Below are 18,916 nucleotides of genomic sequence, written 5' to 3'. Positions count from 1 at the left end.
GTCATCGGCTTCAGGCGCGCGCCTTGTCCAGGTATCCGTCCAACGCGCGCGCATGCTCCTGCGTATGGTGGGCCAGCGCCTGGAAGCCGGCCGACAATTCCAGCAACGTATCCAGCCGCGTGTGCTGCCCCTCGCGCAACAGGCGCTTGGTCAGCCGCAGCGCGTGGCCCGAGTGCTGCGCGATCTCCTGCGCCAGCGCCATCGCGGCCGGCAGCAGCGCTTCCCCGGCCAGCACTTGCGACACCAGCCCCATCTGCAAAGCCTGCGCGGCGTCGACGCTGCGGCCGGTGAAGGCCATTTCGCAGGCGCGCGACATGCCGACGGCGCGCGGCAGCAGCCACGCCCCGCCGTCGCCCGGCGTCAGGCCGAGCTTGACGAAGCTCTCGGCGAAGCGCGCCTGCTCCGCGGCCAGGCGGATATCGCACATGCAGGCCAGGTCGCAGCCGGCGCCGATGGCCGGCCCGTTGACCGCCGCGATGGTCGGCACTTCCAGGTTGCACAGCGCCAGCGGCACGCGCTGTATGCCGTCGCGGTAGGCCTGGCGGCTGCGCACCGGCTCGCCCAGGCCGGCGCCGACCGTGGCGTCCAGGGTCTTGAGATTGCCGCCCGAGGAAAACACGCCGTGCGATCCGGTAAGCACCACGGCGCGCACCGACATGTCGGCGTTGACCTCGGCGCACACGTCCACCAGCGCGTCCACCGCGTCGGCGTCGGACAGCGCGTTGCGCGTGGCCTGCCGGTCCATGGTCAGCAGCAGCACCGCGCCGTGCCGTTCGCGTTTCAGGAAATCACTCATGTTCCGCTCCCGCCTCCACGGTCACGCCGTCGCGCAGCAGCGCGTCTATGTCTTCGTCCCGGTAGCCCGCCTCCTTCAGCACTTCCACGCTGTGCTCGCCCAGCCGCGGCGCCGGCCGCGACGGATCGGGCGGCGTGCCGGACCAGCGCGAGGGCACCGCCATCATGCGCAGCTTGCCCTCGCTGGGATGGTCGACCGTGTTGAAGAAGCCGATCGCCTCCAGCTGCGGATCGCGCAGCAGCGACTCCACGCTGTGCATGGGCATGGCCGGAATGTCCGCGGCCTCGAACGCCGCCAGCCAGTCCGCGGTGCTGCGGGTGGCGATCGCGTCCGCCACCAGCCGGTAGAGTTCGTGGATGTGCTGGGTGCGAGCGCCGATGTCGCGCAGCCGCGGATCGGTCTCCATGCGGCCCGGCTGGCCGATCAGCTCGAAGAAGGCCGCCCACTGCTTGTCGGCGTACAGCAGCACGCAGATGTGGCCGTCCAGCGTGGCGTAGGGCCGGCGTTCGGCGTTCAGTATCCGCGGATAGCCTGGCGGCCCCAGCGGCGGCTCGAAGGAATGGCCCGCCATGTGGTCGCCCAGGATCAGCTGCGCCATGGTTTCGAACATGGGCACGTCGATGGCCTGGCCGCGCCCGGTGCGCGCGCGATGGTAGAGCCCGGCGCTTACCGCGTTGGCCGCGCTGATGCCGACGATGCGGTCGGCGATGGCGCTGGGCGCGTAGCGCGGCGTTTCGCTGCCGGCCTGCACCGACAGCGCGGGTATGCCCACCGCGCCCTGGATCAAATCGTCGTAGGCGCCGCGCGCCGCGTACGGGCCGCGCTGGTCGTAGCCGTAGACGCCCACGTACAGGATGGCGGGATTGGCGCGCGCCACCGCTTCGTACGACAGCCCGAGGCGCGCCATGGCCTGCGGCCGCACGTTGTAGATCAGCACGTCGCAGGTCGCCGCCAGCCTGAGCAGCGCCTCGCGGCCCGCCGGGCGCTTGAGGTCCAGCACGATGCTGCGCTTGCTGCGGTTGGCGTGCAGGAAAATCCCGCCCATGCCGCGGTGGCGCGCCGGGCCGATGCCGCGCACGCTGTCGCCGCCCGGCGCCTCGACCTTGATCACGTCCGCGCCCAGGTCCCCCAGTATCTGCGTGGCGTAAGGCCCCATCAGCACCGCGGTGACGTCGAGGATGCGGACTCCTTGCAGCGGCCCGTTCATACGCCGCTCCCGCGGCGCCCTGGCGCCCGGCCCATCCCTGCTACCCACATGGCCCCTCCCTTTTCAGAATGCCTTGCCGGACATCCTAGGGAAGAACCACACACGCCGGAAATACTATATTTGGGTCGGCCGATACATCGAAGATATTGGCTGCGCGCTCAGCGCGGCACGGCGCCGATCTGGCGCGCCAGATCGGCGTAGCGCACGCCCTCGGCGCGGATCAGTTCGGCGAAGGCCTTGCTGCCCGTGCCCACCACCTCGCCGCCGCTTTGCTGCGCCAGCTGCGCGCGCAGCGCCGGGTCGTCCATCACCCGCAGCATCATGTCCTCCAGCTTGCTCGCCACGGGCGCCGGCGTGCCGGCGCGGATCGCGAAACCGATGAACACATAGAGCGAATAGCCCGGATAGCCGGCTTCCTGCACGGTGGCCACGTCCGGCAGCAATGGATGGCGCCGATCGCCGGCCACCGCCAGCGCCCGTATCTTGCCCGAGGCCACCAGCGGCGCGGCCCCGGCGATGTCTATCAGCGCCAGGTCCACCGAACCGCCCACCACGTCGGCCACCGCCTGCGCCGCGCCCTTGTACGGCACCTGGTTGAAGTCCACCCCGGCCCGCCTGGCGAGGTCCAGCGCGCCCAGGCGATAGGTGTTGCCGTAGGTGCCCAGGCTGACACCGCCCTTGTCGCGTCTGGCCGCCTCGACCACGTCGCCCAGCGTCTTGTACGGCGAAGCCGCCGACGCCACCAGCACGGCGACGTGGCGGGTCACGTTGAGCACGGGATACAGGTCCTGCGGACGATACGGCAGGTCTTTCACGAACAGCGGATTGATCACCGTGGCGCTGGGGCTGATCAGCACCACGGTATAGCCGTCGGCGGGCTCGTTGAGCGCCACCTGGGTTCCCAGCGACAGTTCCGCGCCGGGCCGGTTCTCGACCAGGATGGCCTGGCCCGCGGTCTTGCGCAGGTATTCGGCGAAGGTGCGCGTCATGGTGTCGCCGCTGCTGCCGGGACCGATCGGCACGATGAAGCGGACCGGACGCGACGGATAGGCGTCCGCCTCGGCCGCGGCGGCGGGCGTCGAAGCAAACAGCGCGAGGCAGGCGAGCACGGCGGCGCGCCACGCGGTTCTGGCAACGGACATGGTTGGGTCTCCTCGGGTTCTTGGAGCCTGTCACGATAGCCACAAGCATCCCGCCGTGCCATGCCGGAACCGGGGATCAGCTATGCATGGTCTGAACAGCCGTCTGCCAGGCCGCGGCCCAGCGCGCCTCGCGCCGCTGCGCGGCCTGCTGCAGCCGCACGAAGTGTTCTTCCAGCACCGTCACCAGGCAGCGCTCGACCGCCAGGCTGGCGCGGTTGATGCGGTGCTTGGCGCCGGTGGCGCAGAAGGTGTGCAGCGTCAGCGCCGGCTCGACGATGCGCGAGATGGCGAGGTCGCCCTCGTCCAGATAGTCTTCGATGCGATGCACCTGCGTGATGGCGTAGCGGTGGCAGCGGCGCACCACCTCGCGGATCATGGCGCCCGAGTTGATCTCCAGTTCGGCGCTGAGATCCAGCTGCATGTCGCGGGTGCGTTCGCGCACCACCGCCTCGACGGGATTGGGCGAAGGCGGCATCACGATGGACAGCCCGTTCAGCGCGGCCAGCGGCACGGTGGGCGCGCGCAGCAGCGGAGAATCGCGCCGGCCCAGCAGCACAAGGTCGGACGAGAACAGGCGCCGCGCCTGTCCGGGCGGCTCGGCGTGGGCGCTGTTGAAGACGCCGATGTCCAGCTTGCCGGCGGCCAGCCGGTCCATCACGTCGCGGCTGTAGCTTTCGTGTATGACCAGATGGATGCGCGGGTACTGCGTGGATATCCGGTTGACCAGCATCGACACCGGGCCTTCGGCGGCCCAGCGCGGCAGCGCGATCTCGACGGTGCCGGAGGGCTGCTCGTTGGTGGAGGCCGCCAGTTCCAGGAAACCGGTGGCGCCGTCCAGCAGTTCCTGCGCCACCGGCAGCAGGGCCACGCCCAGTTCGGTCAGCAGCACGCCGCGGCCGGTGCGGTTGAACAGGCGCGCGCCCAGTTGCTCCTCCAGCTCCAGCACCCGGCGGCTGAGCATGGACTGCGAGCAGCCCCGCAACACCGCCGCCTGCGAAAAGCTGCCCGACTCCGCGGTGGCCACGAAAGCGGACACGTTCTCGATCTTCAGCTCATCGGCTGCACGGACTACCAGCTTCACTTTCTGTCTCCTGTACGGACGGAAAAGCCTGCGTCGTGTTTTTTTTCCGATCATATCAGGGCGTATCCGGCGCGCCGCGCCTGCTGCGTTGCGGCATGCGCGCGGCCATGGCGGCGCGCGGCTATGGCGGATCGGGGTCAACCCGCAGGGCTGCGCAATCCCCGCTTGCTGCCGCGCAGCACGGCCGCGCGGGCCGAGCATTGCCGATCCTGCATACCTGCCATCCGCTGCGCGTGGTTACCCGGCCGCCATGCCGTGCCTACAGTTCTCGCATCCCGTTTCTGCTTGAACGGTTCAACCTGCCGAGGAGACAAAATGGCTGGAGTACTTGAAGGAAAAGTCGTGCTGGTGACCGGCGCCGGTCGCGGCGTGGGCCGGGAGATCGCCTTGCTGGCGGCGCGCCAGGGCGCCGCGGTGGTGGTCAACGATCTGGGCGGCAGCCCCAATGGCGACGGCGAGGGCACGCTCGACCCGGCCGCCGAAGTGGTGGCGGCGATCCGCGAGCAGGGCGGACGCGCCGTGGCCAACGGCGAAAGCGTGTCCGATCCGGACGCCGCGCAGCGCATGGTGCAGGCGGCCATCGACAACTTCGGCAGGCTCGACGGCGTGGTCAACAACGCCGGCATCCTGCGCGACCGCATGTTCCACAAGATGAGCCACGTCGACTGGCAGCAGGTGCTGGACGTGCACCTGCAGGGCACCTACAACGTCAGCCGCGCGGCGGCCGCGATGTTCCGCGAACAGCAGTCCGGCGCCTATGTGCACATGACCTCGGCCGCCGGCCTGGTGGGCAATATCGGCCAGGCCAATTACTCGGCGGCCAAGCTGGGCATCGTCGGCATCTCGCGCTCGATCGCGCTGGAGATGGCGCGCTGCAACGTGCGCTCGAACTGCGTGTCGCCGTGGGCCTGGAGCCGGCTGATCGGCACCCTGCCCGACGAGACCGAAGAACAGAAGCGGCGGCTGGAGCGCTTCAAGCAGATGACCGCCGACAAGATCGCGCCCATGGTCGTCTACCTGCTGTCGGACCTTGCCAAGGACGTGAGCGGCCAGATCTTCGGCGTGCGCAAGAACGAAATCATGCTGTTCAGCCAGCCGCGTCCGCTGCGCAGCGTGCATCGCTCCGAAGGCTGGACGGTGGAGGCCATCGCCGAGCATGCGATTCCCGCCATGCAGACCAGCCTGGTGCCGCTGGAAAGCGCGCGCGAGGCGTTCGCCTGGACTCCGGTATGAGGCCCGCCATGACATTCGATCCCGACAAGCTGCTGCATCGCCATTTCGAACCGGTGCGGCAGACCTATACCTCCAAGGACTCGATCCTGTACGCGCTGGGCCTGGGCCTGGGGCGCGACCCGTTGGACGCGCGCGAACTGCCTTTCGTCTATGAAGAGCGGCAGCTCGCCGTGCCGACGCAGGCCGCGGTGCTGGGCTATCCCGGCTTCTGGATGAAGGAGCCCGACACCGGCATCGACTGGCGCAAGGTGCTGCACGCCAGCCAGTCGGTGCAGCTGCACCGCCCGCTGGCGCCGGCCGGCACCGTCATCGGCCGCACCCGGGTCCGGAACATTCTGGACAAGGGGCCGGACGTGGGCGCGCTGTTCTTCGTCGAGCGCACCCTGGAGACGCCGGACGGCGACCTGCTGGCCACCGTGGAACAGGCGGTGATGGCGCGCGGCAACGGCGGCTTCGGCGGCCAGAGCGGGCCCTCGCCGGCCGCGGTCCGGCTGCCCGACGGCGCGCCCGACCATGTCTGCGAGCTGCCCACGCTGGCCGGGCAGGCCTTGCTGTACCGCCTGTCGGGCGACCTGAATCCGCTGCATGCGGACCCCGAGGTGGCGCGCAGCGGCGGCTTCGACCGTCCCATCCTGCACGGCCTGTGCACCTACGGCATCGCCTGCCATGCGCTGTTGCGCATGCTGTGCGGCTACGACCCAGCGCGGCTCAAGCGCATCGACGTGCGCTTCAGCGCGCCGGTCTATCCCGGCGAGACCATCCGCGTCGAGGCCTGGGGAAGCAGCGGCGAGGTGCGCTTCCGGGCCATCGCGCTGGAGCGCGAAAAAGTGGTGCTCAACAACGGACTGGCCGTGATCGACGCGGCCGGGGGGGCCGGCGCATGAGAGGCATACTTTCCTTCGGCGCCTATGTCCCGCGGCTGCGCCTGCAGCGCGCGGCCATCGTGCGCAGCCACGCCTGGTACGACGCCTCGCTGGCGGCGCATCGCGACGGCGCCCGGGCCATGTGCAATTTCGACGAGGACGCCGTCACCATGGCGGTGGAAGCCGCGCGCGACTGCCTGGCGGGACTGGACGCGCGCTCGGTGGACGACCTGATGCTGGCCTCGACCTCGCTGCCCTACGCCAGCCGGCTGAACGCCAGCATCGTCGCGCAGGCCTTGAACCTGGACGAGGACATCGGCGCCGTCGACATCGCCGCTTCGCAGCGCGGCGCCACCTCGGCCCTGATGCAGGCGCTGCGCGGCGGCGCCGGACGGCGCACGCTGGTGACGGCGAGCGACCGCCGCAAGTCCAAGGCGGCCAGCGCGCAGGAGCTGCTGTACGGCGACGCCGCGGGCGCGGTGCTGGTGGGCGAAGGCGAGGTCGTCGCCGAACCGCTGGCGCTGGTGAGCCGCACCGTTGACATGGCCGACCACTACCGCGGCGCCGGCTCGGCCACCGACACCTATTGGGAAGAACGCTGGATACGCGAGCAGGGCCACGCCGCGCAGATTCCGCAGGCGATCTCCGCGGCGCTGCGCCAGGCCGGGCTCGAACCCGGCCAGGTCGACAAGCTGTGCGTGGCCCTGCCGCAGAAAGGCGCGGCCCAGCGCATCGCCAGGCAGGCGGGCATCGCCGCCGATCGCGTGCACGACACGCTGGGCGCGACCGTCGGCAACGCCGGCTGCGCCCACCCGCTGCTGATGCTGGCGCATGCGCTGGGCGCGGCCGCGCCCGGACAGGTGCTGGTGCTGGCGGCGTTCGGACAGGGGGTGGACGTGCTGGTGCTGCGCACCACCGCCGCGCTCGCGGCCCTGCCCCCGCGCCTGGGCGCGCAGGGCTGGCTGGCGCGCGGCAAGGCCGAGGACAACTACATGAAGTTCCTGGTCTTCAACGACCTGCTGACGCTGGAGCGCGGCATGCGCGCCGAGCAGGACAAGCTGACGCCGCTGTCCGTGGAATACCGCAACCGCAAGGCCGTGCACGGCTTTCTGGGCGGGCGCTGCGCAGCCTGCGGCACGGCGCAGTGGCCGCGTTCGGAGGTCTGCGTCAATCCGGCCTGCGGCGCGACCGGCGCACAGCAGGAACTGCCGTTCGCCGACACGCCGGCCCGCATCATGAGCTATACGGCGGACCGCCTGGCCTACACGCCCAATCCCCCGGCCTGCTACGGCATGGTGCAGTTCGAAGGCGGCGGCCGCCTGATGATGGACTTCACCGACGTGGACGAAGACGAACTGGCCGTCGGCCTGCCGATGCGCATGAGCTTTCGCATCAAGGCCTGCGACGCCGCGCGCGGCTACACCCGCTATTTCTGGAAGGCGACGCTCGCCGCTCCGATGGAGAACATGCATGGCAACGGGAATTCGTGACAAGGTGGTGATCCTGGGCATGGGCTGCTCGCGCTTCGGCGAGCGCTGGGACTGCGGCGCCGAGGACCTGGCGGTAGAGGCCTTCGGCGAATGCCTGCGGGACGCCGGCATCGACAAGTCGCAGATCCAGGCCGCATGGCTGGGAACCGGCATCGAGACCCAGCATCTGGGCAACGGCGGCGTGCCGCTGGGCGTGGCGCTGCGCCTGCCCAACATACCCGTGTCGCGGGTGGAGAATTTCTGCGCCTCGGGCTCGGAAGCGCTGCGCGGCGCCGCCTACGCGGTGGCCTCGGGCGCCTGCGATTTCGCTTTGGCCTTCGGCGTGGAGAAACTGAAGGACACCGGTTACGGCGGCCTGCCGCAGCGTCCACGCGGCCCGCTCAATGACATCGTCTGGCCCAACATCAGCGCGCCCGGTTCCTTCGCTCAACTGGCCAGCGCCTACCGCGCCAAGCACGGCATCGACGCGCGCGACCTCAAGCGCGCCATCGCCCACGTGTCGGTCAAGAGCCATGCCAACGCCGGCCGAAATCCCAAGGCGCACCTGCGCAATCCGATCAGCATGGACGACGTGATCAACGCGCCGATGATCGCCGAGCCGCTGGGCCTGTACGACTGCTGCGGCGTCTCCGACGGCGCCGCCTGCGCCATCCTGACCACGCCCGACATCGCGCGCGGCCTGGGCAAGCGCGACCTGGTCGCCATCAAGGCCCTGCAGCTGGCGGTGTCCAGCGGCAGCGAGGCCGGCCACGACAGCTGGGACGGCAGCTACTTCCAGACCACGCGGGTGGCCTCGGCGCGCGCCTATGAAGAGGCCGGCATCGCGCGGCCGCGCGAGCAGATCGACCTGCTGGAGGTGCACGACTGCTTTTCCATCACCGAGCTGGTGACGATGGAGGACATGCACATCTCGCCCGAGGGCCGCGGTCCGCACGACGTGCTCGACGGCTTCTACGACGCCGACGGCGTCATTCCCTGCCAGATAGACGGCGGCCTGAAGTGCTTCGGCCACCCCATCGGCGCGACCGGGCTGCGCATGGCCTACGAGATGTACCTGCAGATGCAGGGACGCGCCGGCGAGCGCCAGCGCGCCGACGACCCCGCCATCGGCGTGATCCACAACCTGGGCGGCTTTCCGTGGCAGAACGTGTGCAGCGTTTCCGTGCTGGGCAGGTACGGCGCCTGAAGCGCGCCCCCAAACGAGTCGGAGAGGAGAAAACAACGTGTTGATGGATGAATACCAATCGCCGTGGCGCACGCACGAGGTCGCGCAGTTCCAGGAGACCGCGCGCCGCTACTGGAACGCCGAACTGCTGCCGCGCGTGCCGGCCTGGGAAGCGCAGGGCCATATCGACCGCGAGGTCTGGAACCGCCTGGGAGAGATGGGCTTCCTGCTGGCCGACCTGCCGTCGGAATACGGCGGCGGCGACGGCGACTACGCGCACCTGGCGGCGCTGGTGGAGGTCAGCGCCGAATGCGGTTTCGGCCCCGGCTTCGGGCCGCACTACATCGTCGGCCACTATCTGCATCATTACGGCAGCGAAGAGCAGAAGCGCCGCTGGCTGCCGGGCATGGCCAGCGGCGAGATCGTCGCCTCCATCGGCATGACCGAACCCGGCGCCGGCTCCGACCTGCAGGGCATCAAGACGCGCGCGCGGCGCGACGGCGACAGCTACGTGGTCAATGGTTCCAAGACCTTCAACACCAACGGCCATCATGCCGACCTGGTGATGCTGGCGGCCAAGACCGACGCCAGCCTGGGCGCCAAGGGGGTGTCGCTGCTGATGGTGGAGACGCGCGGCCTGGCGGGCTTTCGCCGCGGCGAACCGCTGGACAAGGTCGGGCTCAAGGCGCAGGACACGGTGGAACTGTTCTTCGACGAGGTCCGGGTGCCCGCGGCCAACCTGCTGGGCGCCGGCGAGGGCCAGGGCTTCGCGCAGATGATGGCGCAGCTGCCTTACGAGCGCCTGCTCATCGGCATACGCGCGGTCGGCAGCATCGAACGCGCGCTGCGCCTGACGCTGGAGCACGTGCAGCAGCGCCAGGCCTTCGGCCAGCCGCTGTTCAAGCTGCAGAACACCCGCTTCGAGCTGGCGGAGATGAAGACCGAGGCGGCGCTGGCGCGCGTGTTCATCGACCAGTGCATCGCCTGGCAGCAGGAGGGACGGCTGGACGCCGCCACCGCCGCCATGGCGAAATGGTGGGGCACGCAGAAGGAATGCGAGACGGTCGACCGCTGCCTGCAGCTTTTCGGCGGCTACGGCTTCATGCGCGAATACCCGATCGCGCGCATGTACATGGATTCGCGCGGCCAGAAGATCTACGGCGGCGCCAACGAGGTGATGAAGGAAATCATCGCCCGCCAGCTGGCCCCGCGATGAGGGAGGACACCGCCATGACAGGTCCCCTGGCCGGGCTCAAGGTGCTGGACATCGCCACCGTCCTCGCCGGCCCTTTCGCCGCCACGCTGCTGGCCGACTACGGCGCCGACGTGCTCAAGCTGGAACTGCCGCGCAAGGGCGACGGCATGCGCGCGTTTCCGCCGTTCAAGGACGGCAGGAGCATCTGGTGGAAAACCGCCCAGCGCGGCAAGCGCTTCGGCACGCTGGACTTGCGCGTGCCCGACGGCGTGGCGCTGTTCAAGCAGCTGCTGCCGCAGTTCGACGTGCTGATCGAGAATTTCCGCCCCGGCACGCTGGACCGCTGGGGCCTGACCAAGGAAGTGCTGTGGTCGCTCAGGCCCAACCTGGTCATCCTGCGCGTGACCGGCTTCGGCCAGTCCGGCCCCTACTCGGAGCGCCCCGGCTTCGCCCGGATCTTCGAGGCCATGGGCGGCCTGACCACCGTGACCGGGCATCCCGAGGACGAGCCCATGCACGCGGGCGTGCCGCTGGGCGACTCCATCGGCGGGCTGTTCGGCGCCATCGGCATACTGACCGCCCTGTGGCCGCGCGCGCGCGATCCCGGCCGCCCGGGCGAGGAGATCGACCTCTCGCTCACCGAATGCATCACGCGGCTGCTGGACTTCATGCCCGGCGTGTACCAGCAGCTGGGCACGGTGCCGACCCGCAACGGCAACCGCAGCCCCTACTCCGCGCCCTCGGCCGTCTACCGCACGCGCGACGGCCACTGGGTGTCGATGGCGGGTTCCATCGACTCCATGTTCGCCAACAACTGCCGCGCCATCGGCCGTCCCGAACTGGCGCTGGACCCGCGCTTCGCCGACAACGCCAGCCGGGTGGTGCACGAACAGGAACTCAACCGCGTCTTCATCGAATGGTGCGCGGCCCACGACCTGCAGGACGTGCTGGCCGCCTTCGACCGGGCCAACGGCACGCTGGCGCCGATCTACACCATAGACCAGGTCGTCAAGGACCCCCACGTGGTGGCGCGCCGCTCCATCGTGGAGGTGCCGGACCGCGACTTCGGCATGCTGCAGATGCCCAGCGTGGTGCCGCGCTTCACACGCGATCCGACCGAGCCCACGCACGCCGGCGCGGGGCTGGGGCAGGACAACGACGCCATCTACGGCGAGCTGCTGGGCCTGGCGCCGGACCGCATCGCGCAGCTGCGCACCGACGGCGTGATCTGAACGCGCGCCGCGCACAAGGAGACATGACATGCATCATGCAATCCGCCACACCGCGTTGACGATGGCCGCCGCGGCGGCGCTGGGCCTTGCCGGCGCCGCCGCGGCCGGCGCCTATCCCGAACAGCCGGTGCGGCTGATCGTGGCCTACCCCGCGGGCGGCGCGGTGGACGGCGCCGCCCGCATCCTGGCCGAACGGCTGGGCGCCGTGTGGGACCAGCCCGTCATCGTGGAGAACCGGCCCGGCGCGTCCGGGCGCATCGGCGTGGCGCTGGCCGCCAAAAGCCCGCCCAGCTACACGCTGGTGGCCGTCACCAACTCCACCATCAACGAACAGCTGGGCCGCGAGACGGCCGGCGCGCCGTCGTCGGCGGCCGGCCTGCTGCCGGTCTCCACGCTATTCACCACGCCGGTGGCGCTGCTGGTCAACCGCCAGGCGGTTCCGGCCGACACGCTGGCGCAGTACGTCGCGATGGCGCGCGACAAGCCGGGCGCGATCAGCTTCGGCTCCAGCGGGGAAGGCACCACCACGCATTTCTTCGGCGAACTGCTCAAGCGCGACAAGCAGATCGACATCACCCACGTGCCCTTCGCCGGCGAAGGCCCGAACCTCACCGGGCTGCTGGGCGGCCACGTGGGCAGCGCCTTTCTCAGCGCCTCGGGCGCCACCAAGGCTGCCCAGACCGGCAAGACGCAGGTGCTGGCCGTGACCACGCCGGGCGGCTCGCCGCTGCTGCCCGGCGTGCCCAGCTTCGCGCAGCTGGGCGTCGCCGGGCTGGACCGCGACACCTGGGTCGGCCTGTATGCGCCCGCGGGCACGCCGCAGCCGGTGCTGGACCGCGTCGCCCAGGCGGTATCGGACGCGCTGTCCTCGCCGGCGGTGCGCGAGCGCTATGCGCAGCTGGGCCTGATCGCGGAAGGCGGCAGTCCGCAGGACCTCGCGCGGCGCATGGAAGACGACCGCCAGTACTGGACGCAGGCGGTGCAGCGCACGGGGATCACCTTGCGCTAGTCTCTGAATCGCGTAGTGGAAGTGGTACTCTGGACACAGCCGGCCGGGCGCCGCGCCGCCCGCCCCTCGGAGCAACCAGGAGGAATCCGCCATGGCCTCCCCGATCCAGAGCCTGATCTGCGCAACACGCAGGCTGTGCGGCCTCGCCGCGCTGCTGGCGGCGGCCGTGCTCGGCGCCACGGCCGCGATCGCCGCGCCCTCCACCGACTCGCGCAGCGCCGTGGTGCTGACCCTGGACGGCATCGTCGGCCCCGCCACGGCGGACTACCTGGTCCGCGGACTGGCCGCCGCGCGCGAACAGAACGCGGCCGCGGTAGTGCTGCGCATCGACACCCCCGGCGGGCTGGACGCCTCGATGCGCGACATCATCCGCGCGATCCTGGCCTCGCCGGTTCCCGTGATCGCCTACGTGGCGCCCAACGGCGCGCGCGCCGCCAGCGCCGGCACCTACATTCTTTACGCCAGCCATCTGGCGGCGATGGCGCCGGCCACCAACCTGGGCGCGGCCACGCCGATCTCGCTGGGCGGCAGCCCGCCGCGTCCGGCCGAGCCGCCCGCCGGCAAGCCTGAGGCGGGCGCCGACAAGGCCCCGCCCCAGCCCGCCCGTGACGCCAGCGAATCCAAGGCCATCAATGACGCCGTGGCCTACATACGCGCGCTGGCCGCGCTGCGAGGACGCAATGCCGACTGGGCCGAGCAGGCGGTGCGTTCGGCCGCCAGCCTGTCGGCCGGCGAGGCCCGCGCGCAGAACGTGGTGGACCTGATCGCCGACGACCTGCCCGACCTGCTGGACAAGGCCGACGGGCGCAGCGTGCGGGTCGGCAACAACGAAGTCACGCTGCACACCCGCGGGCTGGCGCTACAGGAGCGCGAACCCGACTGGCGCACCCGGATACTGAGCGCGATCACCAATCCCAACCTGGCGCTGATGCTGTTGATGGTGGGCGTCTACGGGCTGATCTTCGAATTCATGAGCCCAGGCGCGCTCTACCCCGGCGTGGTCGGCGCGATCTGCCTGCTGGTGGGCCTGTACGCGCTGTCGGCGCTGCCGCTGAGCTACGCCGGCGCGGCCCTGGCGCTGCTGGGCATCGTGCTGATGGTGGCCGAGATCTTCACGCCCTCGCTGGGCGCGCTCGGCATCGGCGGCGCGGTCTCGTTCGTGCTGGGCGCGCTGCTGCTGGTCGACACCGATACGCCGGCCTACGAGGTCTCGCTGCCGCTGGTGGCCGGCGTGGCCGTCGCCAGCCTGGGCATGACCTTTCTGATCGGCCGGCTGGCGCTGCGCTCGCGCCGCGCGCCGGTGGTCAGCGGCGTGGACGCGCTGATCGGCCGGCGCGTGCAGGTCCTGAGCTGGAACGGCGCGCAGGGCTATGTCATGGCCGAGGGCGAACGCTGGCGCGCGCAGGGACCCGCCGGCCTGGCCGCCGGCGATCCGGTGGTGATCGAATCCGCGCAGGGGCTGACCCTGCGCGTGCGGGCCGATGCCGGCGCGCCGCATTGACGACAGGAGTCTGCCATGTTGATGAACCTTGCTTTCTACGGTCCCATTCTGGTACTGGCGCTGGCGCTGTTCGCTGCGTCCGTGCGCATCCTGCGCGAGTACGAGCGCGGCGTGATCTTCACGCTGGGCCGCTTCACCGGCGTCAAAGGGCCCGGGCTGATCCTGATGATCCCCGTGGTCCAGCAGATGGTGCGGGTGGACCAGCGCGTGGCGGTGTTCGACGTGCCCACCCAGGACGTGATCTCGCGCGACAACGTCTCGGTCAAGGTCAACGCCGTCATCTACTTCCGCGTCATCGATCCGGAGCGCTCCGTGATCCAGGTGGAGAACTTCCGCCAGGCCACCAGCGAACTGGCGCAGACCACGCTGCGCTCGGTGCTGGGCAAGCATGACCTGGACGAAATGCTGTCCGAGCGCGACAAGCTCAACAACGACGTACAGGAAATCCTGGATTCGCAGACCGACGCCTGGGGCATCAAGGTGGCCAACGTGGAGATCAAGCACATCGACCTGAACGAAGGCATGGTGCGGGTCATCGCGCGCCAGGCCGAAGCCGAGCGCGAGCGGCGCGCCAAGGTCATCCACGCCGAGGGCGAAGAGCAGGCCGCGCAGATGCTGCTCAACGCCGCGCGCACGCTGGCGCAGCAGCCGGAGGCCATGCAGCTGCGCTACCTGAGCACGCTGGCCATGATAGGCGCGCAGAACAATTCGACCATCGTGTTTCCCTTCCCCACCGAGCTGGGGCAGGCGCTCAAGGGCCTGGTCCAACAGGCGCAGGATCGGCAGCCGCCCGCCTGAATCGGCTAGCATCGGGGCGGCCGGCCGCCCGCGCCGGCCAACTTCCACCCAACCAGGAGACCTTCGATGACACGCCGCGCATTTTCCAGTGACCGCACACCGCCGCCGGCCGGCACCTACAGCGTCGCCGTCCAGGCCCAGGGCCTGGTCTTTCTTTCGGGCCAGACCCCGCGCGACGTCCACAACGTGCGCCACGGCGACAAGCCCTTCGCCGAGCAGGCGCGCATGGCGCTGGATAATCTCCAGGCGGCGGCCGAGGCGGCCGGCCTGTCGCTGCACGACGCGGTCAAGGTCAACGTGTTCCTGAAGAACCCGGCCGACGCCAAGGAATTCGACGCGATCTACGCCGGCTACGTCGGCGATCCTGCGCCGGCCCGCACGCTGACCCAGTCCAACTTCGCCGGCTTCGACATCGAGGTCGACGCCATCCTGGCGGCCCGCCAGGGCTGACCCGCGCCCGCCGCCTCAGGCGGCGAGCGCCAGCATGCTGTCGCGCAGCCGCAGCACGGCGGCGCACGAGGTGTCTCGGTGCGTCACCAGCGACAGCGACAGCGCGCCGCGCGCATCGGCATCGGCCAGCGGCACGAAGGCCACGTGCGGCGTGGAATACGCCCGCGTCACCCCGGGCACCAGCGCCAGGCCCAGGCCGCTGGCCACCAGGCTGACCAGCGTCTGCACCTGGATCGCCACCTGGCTGACGCGCGGCGAAAAGCCGGCCTTGCGGCACAGCGCCAGCGCCACGCCGTGCAGGCCAGGCACCTTGAGCGGCGAATACAGCACGAAGTTTTCGGCGCGCGCCCGCTCCAGGCGCACCGGCCCGCCGGCGGCCAGCGGATGCCCGGCGGGCACCGCCAGGATCAGGTCGTCGCGCTCCACCACCCACGAGTCCAGCGACTCGTCCTCCTCCAGCGGCCCGCGCACCAGGCCGGCGTCGATGTCGTTGGCGCGCAGCATGCCCACCAGCCCGATGGTGCTGTCCTCGCGCAGGTCCAGCTGCAGGTCCGGATACTGGGCGCGGAACTGCGGCAGGCAGCGCGGCAGCAGCATGTAGGTGGCCGATCCCACGAAACCCAGCCGCAGCAGGCCCCATTCGCCCAGCGCCACGCGGCGCGCAGCCTGGCGCGCCTGTTCGGAGTGGAACAGCGCCCGGCGCGCGTCGGCCATCAGGGCCTGGCCGGCCGGCGTCGGGGTCACGCCCTTGGCGCCGCGCACCAGCAGCGGCACGCCCACCGCGTGTTCCAGCTTCTGGATCGAGACCGACAGCGCCGGCTGCGCGATGTGCAGCACGTCGGCGGCGCGCCGGTAGCTGCCCAGCTCCGCGATGGTCACGAACTGCCGCAGCTGGCGTAGATCGATAGCCATAACAAATTCCATATCACCCAATACCTAAGCCATATTAGACGCGTATGCGCGGGGCCGATAGCATTTCCCTCATGACTGCTACCCCCCTCTCCCAAACCCGCGCGCTGGGCGGCGTGCGCATCCTGGACCTCAGTTCCGTGGTGTTCGGCCCCTATGCCTCGCAGATACTGGCCGACTACGGCGCCGACGTGGTCAAGGTCGAGGCCCCGGCCGGCGACTCCACGCGCCGCACCGGCCCGGCGCAGGAGCCGGGACTGGCCGCCATTTTCCTGGGCCTGAACCGCAACAAGCGCAGCATCGTGCTGGACCTGAAGCAGCCGTCGGCGCGCGAGGCGCTGCTGGCGCTGGCGGACCAGGCCGACGTGCTGATGCACAGCATGCGTCCCGCCAAGATGGAGGCGCTGGGGCTGGGCCCCGAAACCTTGTGCGCGCGCAACCCGCGGCTGGTGTATGCGGGGCTGTACGGCTTCGGCGCAGGCGGCGCCTATGACGGGCGCCCGGCGTATGACGACATCATCCAGGGGCTGTCGGGCCTGGCCGACCTGGTCGACCGCCAGACCGGCACGCCGCGCTACCTGCCCACGGTGGCGGCCGACAAGACCTGCGGCCTGGTCGCCGCGCACGCCATCCTGGCCGCCCTTTTCCAACGCGAGCGCACCGGCCGGGGCCAGCAGCTGGAAGTGCCCATGTTCGAAAGCATGGCCTCGTTCGCGCTGGTCGAGCACTACTACGGCAGGCATCTGGGCGACGAGCCCGGCGAGGCCGGCTATCCGCGCGCGCTGACGCCCAACCGCCGGCCCTGCCGCACGGCCGACGGCCATATCTGCCTGATGCCCTACACCGACGCGCACTGGCGCGGCTTCCTCATCGCCGCCGGCCGCCCGGACCTGGCCGAAGACCCGCGCTTCGCCGACATCTCGGCCCGCACCCGGAACATCGAGGCGCTGTACGAACTGCAGGCCGGGATCGTGGCCGCGCACGACACGGCCTACTGGCTGGCGCTGTGCGAGCGCCTGGAGATCCCGGCCGCGCGCATCAACCGGCTGCAGGACCTGGAGCACGATCCGCACCTGCAAAGCGTGGATTTCTTCGTGCCGCTGGAAAGCGCCTGCGGCAGCCGCTACCGCTTTGTGCGCAATCCCGTGCGCATGCAGCGTTCCCAGGTGCCGCCGGCGATGCCGCCGCGCCTGGGCGAACACACGCGCGAGGTGCTGCGCCAGGCCGGCCTGGACGACGCCCGCATCGACGCGCTCCTGGAAACCGGCGCCGCCCGCGACGCGCTTTCCGCAACCCTCGACGACAGCAAGGAACCCGCATGACCGCTGACCAAAACCGCGCCGCCCCCGGGCAGCTCGGACTGGGCTATTACTGGCAGGACCTGGCCGTGGGCCAGCGCTTCCATACCTTCCGCCGCACGGTGACCGAAACCGACATCGTGAACTTCATCAGCGCGACCGGCATGCTGGAAACCATCTTCATCGACGCGACCTACGCGCAGGGCGCCATCCAGGGCCGCCCCGCCCCCGGCGCGCTGACCTACGCCCTGATCGAAGGGCTGATCCTGCAGGGCATGGTGCAGGGCACCGGGCTGGCGCTGCTGGAAGTGCACAAGAAAATGCTGGCCCCCGTGGTGGCGGGCGACACCATCTGGGCGGAGGTCGAAGTGACCGAGGTGCGGCCCACGTCCAAGCACAACCGCGCCATCGTCACGTCCGCCATCGAGGTCCGCAACCAGCACGGCAAGCCGGTCATGAGCTACACCGCCACCCGCATGCTGGCGGGCCGGCCCGCCGCCTGATCCCCCGTAATCCACAGCGCCCCGCAGAGGGCGCGGCCCGGCGCCATTCTCATAAGCACAAGGAGACAAGACATGAAAAAAGCATTGCTGGCGGGCGGCCTCGCCCTGTTGGCGCTGACCGGCGCGGGCAGCGCCCAGGCCGCCTGGCCCGAACGGCCCGTCACCATGGTGGTGCCCTTCCCGCCCGGCGGCCCCACCGACCTGGTCGCGCGCGTGCTGGCCAAGCAGCTCACCGACCAGCTGGGCCAGACCGTCGTGGTCGAGAACAAGGGCGGCGCCAACGGCAATATCGGCATGCAGTACGCGGCCGCCGCCAAGCCCGACGGCTATACGGTGCTGTACAACACCTCGTCCATCGCGCTCAGCCCCAACCTCTACCGCTCGCTGGCCTTCGACCCGGTCAAGGACTTCACGCCGGTCTCGTCCACCGCGGTCATCCCGCTGGTGCTGCTGGTGCATCCCTCGGTGCCGGTGAAGAACACGCAGGACTTCGTGCAATACGCGCGCCAGCATCCGGGCAAGCTGTCTTACGGCTCGGCGGGCGCGGGCAACGTGACCCACCTGGGCGCGCTGTTGCTGCTGCGTTCGCTGGACATCGACGCGGTGCACGTGCCCTACCGCGGCAGCGCGCCCGCCATGACCGACCTGGTCGGCGGGCAGGTGCAGTTGATGACGAATACGCTGAACGATTCGCTGGGCTTCGTCCGCGAGGGCAAGCTGCGCGCCCTGGCCGTGACCAGCAGCGCACGCAGCGACCAGCTGCCGGACGTGCCCACCGTGGCGGAGACGGTGGCGCCGGGATTCTCGATGGGCGCCTGGCAGGGCGTGGTGGTGCCGGCCGGCACGCCGGCGCCGGTGGTGGAAAAGCTGAACGCCGAAATCCGCCGCGCGCTGCAATCGCCCGAAATGCAGAAGCAGCTCAAGGCGCAGGGCGCGCAGACGCTGGGCTCCACGCCCGAGGAATATGCCGCTTACATCAAAAGCGAGATCGCGCGGTGGGGCGAGGTGGTCAAGGCGGCCAACGTGAAGCTGGATTGACGGGGA

Annotated in this window: 18 protein-coding genes; 13 read left to right on the top strand and 5 right to left on the bottom strand. The window is 70.3% G+C overall.

Annotated elements, in window-relative coordinates; all coding sequences use genetic code 11:
• Positions 1–10: 10 nt before the first annotated feature.
• The 4 genes from AC1M14_RS07250 to AC1M14_RS07235 form a co-directional block, all read right to left on the bottom strand.
• Positions 11–796, bottom strand: coding sequence for a crotonase/enoyl-CoA hydratase family protein (locus tag AC1M14_RS07250; RefSeq protein ID WP_102772766.1), 786 nt, complete (start codon positions 794–796; stop codon positions 11–13).
• Positions 789–2,003 carry a CaiB/BaiF CoA transferase family protein gene (locus AC1M14_RS07245; protein WP_102772767.1) on the bottom strand — a complete coding sequence of 405 codons (1,215 nt, stop codon included), beginning with the start codon at positions 2,001–2,003 and terminating at the stop codon, positions 789–791. Before AC1M14_RS07245 ends, AC1M14_RS07250 begins: the two co-directional genes overlap by 8 nt.
• A gap of 158 nt (positions 2,004–2,161) precedes the next feature.
• The gene (locus AC1M14_RS07240; RefSeq protein ID WP_479731285.1) at positions 2,162–3,145 is read right to left on the bottom strand and encodes a tripartite tricarboxylate transporter substrate binding protein; all 984 of its coding nucleotides are present in this window, start codon (positions 3,143–3,145) and stop codon (positions 2,162–2,164) included.
• Positions 3,146–3,221: 76 nt separating this feature from the next.
• Positions 3,222–4,226, bottom strand: a complete 1,005-nt coding sequence (locus AC1M14_RS07235) for a LysR family transcriptional regulator (RefSeq protein WP_111827109.1) — start codon at positions 4,224–4,226, stop codon at positions 3,222–3,224.
• 315 nt (positions 4,227–4,541) lie between these two features.
• On the opposite strand from AC1M14_RS07235, the gene AC1M14_RS07230 reads away from it, so the two are divergent.
• The 10 genes from AC1M14_RS07230 (at position 4,542) to AC1M14_RS07185 (ending at position 15,162) form a co-directional block, all read left to right on the top strand.
• On the top strand, positions 4,542–5,459 hold the full coding sequence (locus AC1M14_RS07230) for an SDR family NAD(P)-dependent oxidoreductase (RefSeq protein ID WP_102772770.1): 918 nt from the start codon (positions 4,542–4,544) through the stop codon (positions 5,457–5,459).
• Positions 5,460–5,467: 8 nt separating this feature from the next.
• Complete coding sequence (locus tag AC1M14_RS07225; RefSeq protein WP_479731284.1) at positions 5,468–6,343, top strand: MaoC family dehydratase; 876 nt, start codon at positions 5,468–5,470, stop codon at positions 6,341–6,343.
• Complete coding sequence (locus tag AC1M14_RS07220) at positions 6,340–7,812, top strand: OB-fold domain-containing protein (protein ID WP_479731283.1); 1,473 nt, start codon at positions 6,340–6,342, stop codon at positions 7,810–7,812. Before AC1M14_RS07225 ends, AC1M14_RS07220 begins: the two co-directional genes overlap by 4 nt.
• Entirely contained in the window at positions 7,793–8,998 is a 1,206-nt protein-coding gene (locus AC1M14_RS07215) for an acetyl-CoA acetyltransferase (RefSeq protein WP_102772772.1), read from the top strand. The genes AC1M14_RS07220 and AC1M14_RS07215 overlap by 20 nt, the downstream gene beginning before the upstream one ends.
• Before the next feature lie 43 nt (positions 8,999–9,041).
• Positions 9,042–10,193 carry an acyl-CoA dehydrogenase family protein gene (locus tag AC1M14_RS07210; protein WP_479731282.1) on the top strand — a complete coding sequence of 384 codons (1,152 nt, stop codon included), beginning with the start codon at positions 9,042–9,044 and terminating at the stop codon, positions 10,191–10,193.
• Positions 10,194–10,207: 14 nt separating this feature from the next.
• Positions 10,208–11,404, top strand: coding sequence for a CaiB/BaiF CoA transferase family protein (locus AC1M14_RS07205; protein WP_479731281.1), 1,197 nt, complete (start codon positions 10,208–10,210; stop codon positions 11,402–11,404).
• Between the two features lie 28 nt (positions 11,405–11,432).
• Complete coding sequence (locus AC1M14_RS07200; RefSeq protein WP_111827105.1) at positions 11,433–12,413, top strand: Bug family tripartite tricarboxylate transporter substrate binding protein; 981 nt, start codon at positions 11,433–11,435, stop codon at positions 12,411–12,413.
• A 91-nt stretch (positions 12,414–12,504) separates the two neighbouring features.
• Positions 12,505–13,914 carry an NfeD family protein gene (locus AC1M14_RS07195; protein ID WP_479731280.1) on the top strand — a complete coding sequence of 470 codons (1,410 nt, stop codon included), beginning with the start codon at positions 12,505–12,507 and terminating at the stop codon, positions 13,912–13,914.
• 15 nt (positions 13,915–13,929) lie between these two features.
• Positions 13,930–14,712, top strand: a complete 783-nt coding sequence (locus tag AC1M14_RS07190) for a slipin family protein (RefSeq protein ID WP_111827103.1) — start codon at positions 13,930–13,932, stop codon at positions 14,710–14,712.
• Positions 14,713–14,778: 66 nt separating this feature from the next.
• Positions 14,779–15,162 carry a RidA family protein gene (locus AC1M14_RS07185; protein WP_102772777.1) on the top strand — a complete coding sequence of 128 codons (384 nt, stop codon included), beginning with the start codon at positions 14,779–14,781 and terminating at the stop codon, positions 15,160–15,162.
• A gap of 15 nt (positions 15,163–15,177) precedes the next feature.
• Here AC1M14_RS07185 and AC1M14_RS07180 read toward each other — a convergent pair whose 3' ends face one another.
• Positions 15,178–16,074, bottom strand: coding sequence for a LysR family transcriptional regulator (locus AC1M14_RS07180; RefSeq protein WP_246842558.1), 897 nt, complete (start codon positions 16,072–16,074; stop codon positions 15,178–15,180).
• A 71-nt stretch (positions 16,075–16,145) separates the two neighbouring features.
• Between AC1M14_RS07180 and AC1M14_RS07175 the strand changes: the two genes are divergently transcribed.
• From AC1M14_RS07175 to AC1M14_RS07165, 3 genes are all read left to right on the top strand, one after another.
• Complete coding sequence (locus AC1M14_RS07175) at positions 16,146–17,393, top strand: CaiB/BaiF CoA transferase family protein (protein ID WP_479731279.1); 1,248 nt, start codon at positions 16,146–16,148, stop codon at positions 17,391–17,393.
• A complete protein-coding gene (locus AC1M14_RS07170; RefSeq protein WP_479731278.1) occupies positions 17,390–17,872 on the top strand; it encodes a MaoC family dehydratase in 483 nt (160 codons plus the stop codon). Before AC1M14_RS07175 ends, AC1M14_RS07170 begins: the two co-directional genes overlap by 4 nt.
• Positions 17,873–17,944: 72 nt before the next feature.
• A complete protein-coding gene (locus tag AC1M14_RS07165) occupies positions 17,945–18,910 on the top strand; it encodes a tripartite tricarboxylate transporter substrate binding protein (RefSeq protein ID WP_209166117.1) in 966 nt (321 codons plus the stop codon).
• The last annotated feature ends 6 nt before the right edge of the window (positions 18,911–18,916 follow it).

This window comes from Achromobacter sp. SX5 (assembly GCF_056711425.1).
This window is presented reverse-complemented; position numbering and strand designations above follow the sequence as displayed.

What these genes read in the sequence shown, in the direction of transcription:
- AC1M14_RS07215 (WP_102772772.1), top strand. Translation starts at nt 7,793, where the DNA reads ATGGCAACGGGAATTCGTGACAAGGTGGTGATCCTGGGCATGGGCTGC.
- AC1M14_RS07225 (WP_479731284.1), top strand. Translation starts at nt 5,468, where the DNA reads ATGACATTCGATCCCGACAAGCTGCTGCATCGCCATTTCGAACCGGTG.
- AC1M14_RS07240 (WP_479731285.1), bottom strand. Translation starts at nt 3,145, where the DNA reads ATGTCCGTTGCCAGAACCGCGTGGCGCGCCGCCGTGCTCGCCTGCCTC.
- AC1M14_RS07210 (WP_479731282.1), top strand. Translation starts at nt 9,042, where the DNA reads ATGGATGAATACCAATCGCCGTGGCGCACGCACGAGGTCGCGCAGTTC.
- AC1M14_RS07165 (WP_209166117.1), top strand. Translation starts at nt 17,945, where the DNA reads ATGAAAAAAGCATTGCTGGCGGGCGGCCTCGCCCTGTTGGCGCTGACC.
- AC1M14_RS07245 (WP_102772767.1), bottom strand. Translation starts at nt 2,003, where the DNA reads ATGAACGGGCCGCTGCAAGGAGTCCGCATCCTCGACGTCACCGCGGTG.
- AC1M14_RS07185 (WP_102772777.1), top strand. Translation starts at nt 14,779, where the DNA reads ATGACACGCCGCGCATTTTCCAGTGACCGCACACCGCCGCCGGCCGGC.
- AC1M14_RS07175 (WP_479731279.1), top strand. Translation starts at nt 16,146, where the DNA reads ATGACTGCTACCCCCCTCTCCCAAACCCGCGCGCTGGGCGGCGTGCGC.
- AC1M14_RS07205 (WP_479731281.1), top strand. Translation starts at nt 10,208, where the DNA reads ATGACAGGTCCCCTGGCCGGGCTCAAGGTGCTGGACATCGCCACCGTC.
- AC1M14_RS07250 (WP_102772766.1), bottom strand. Translation starts at nt 796, where the DNA reads ATGAGTGATTTCCTGAAACGCGAACGGCACGGCGCGGTGCTGCTGCTG.
- AC1M14_RS07230 (WP_102772770.1), top strand. Translation starts at nt 4,542, where the DNA reads ATGGCTGGAGTACTTGAAGGAAAAGTCGTGCTGGTGACCGGCGCCGGT.
- AC1M14_RS07190 (WP_111827103.1), top strand. Translation starts at nt 13,930, where the DNA reads ATGTTGATGAACCTTGCTTTCTACGGTCCCATTCTGGTACTGGCGCTG.
- AC1M14_RS07170 (WP_479731278.1), top strand. Translation starts at nt 17,390, where the DNA reads ATGACCGCTGACCAAAACCGCGCCGCCCCCGGGCAGCTCGGACTGGGC.
- AC1M14_RS07220 (WP_479731283.1), top strand. Translation starts at nt 6,340, where the DNA reads ATGAGAGGCATACTTTCCTTCGGCGCCTATGTCCCGCGGCTGCGCCTG.
- AC1M14_RS07200 (WP_111827105.1), top strand. Translation starts at nt 11,433, where the DNA reads ATGCATCATGCAATCCGCCACACCGCGTTGACGATGGCCGCCGCGGCG.
- AC1M14_RS07180 (WP_246842558.1), bottom strand. Translation starts at nt 16,074, where the DNA reads ATGGCTATCGATCTACGCCAGCTGCGGCAGTTCGTGACCATCGCGGAG.
- AC1M14_RS07195 (WP_479731280.1), top strand. Translation starts at nt 12,505, where the DNA reads ATGGCCTCCCCGATCCAGAGCCTGATCTGCGCAACACGCAGGCTGTGC.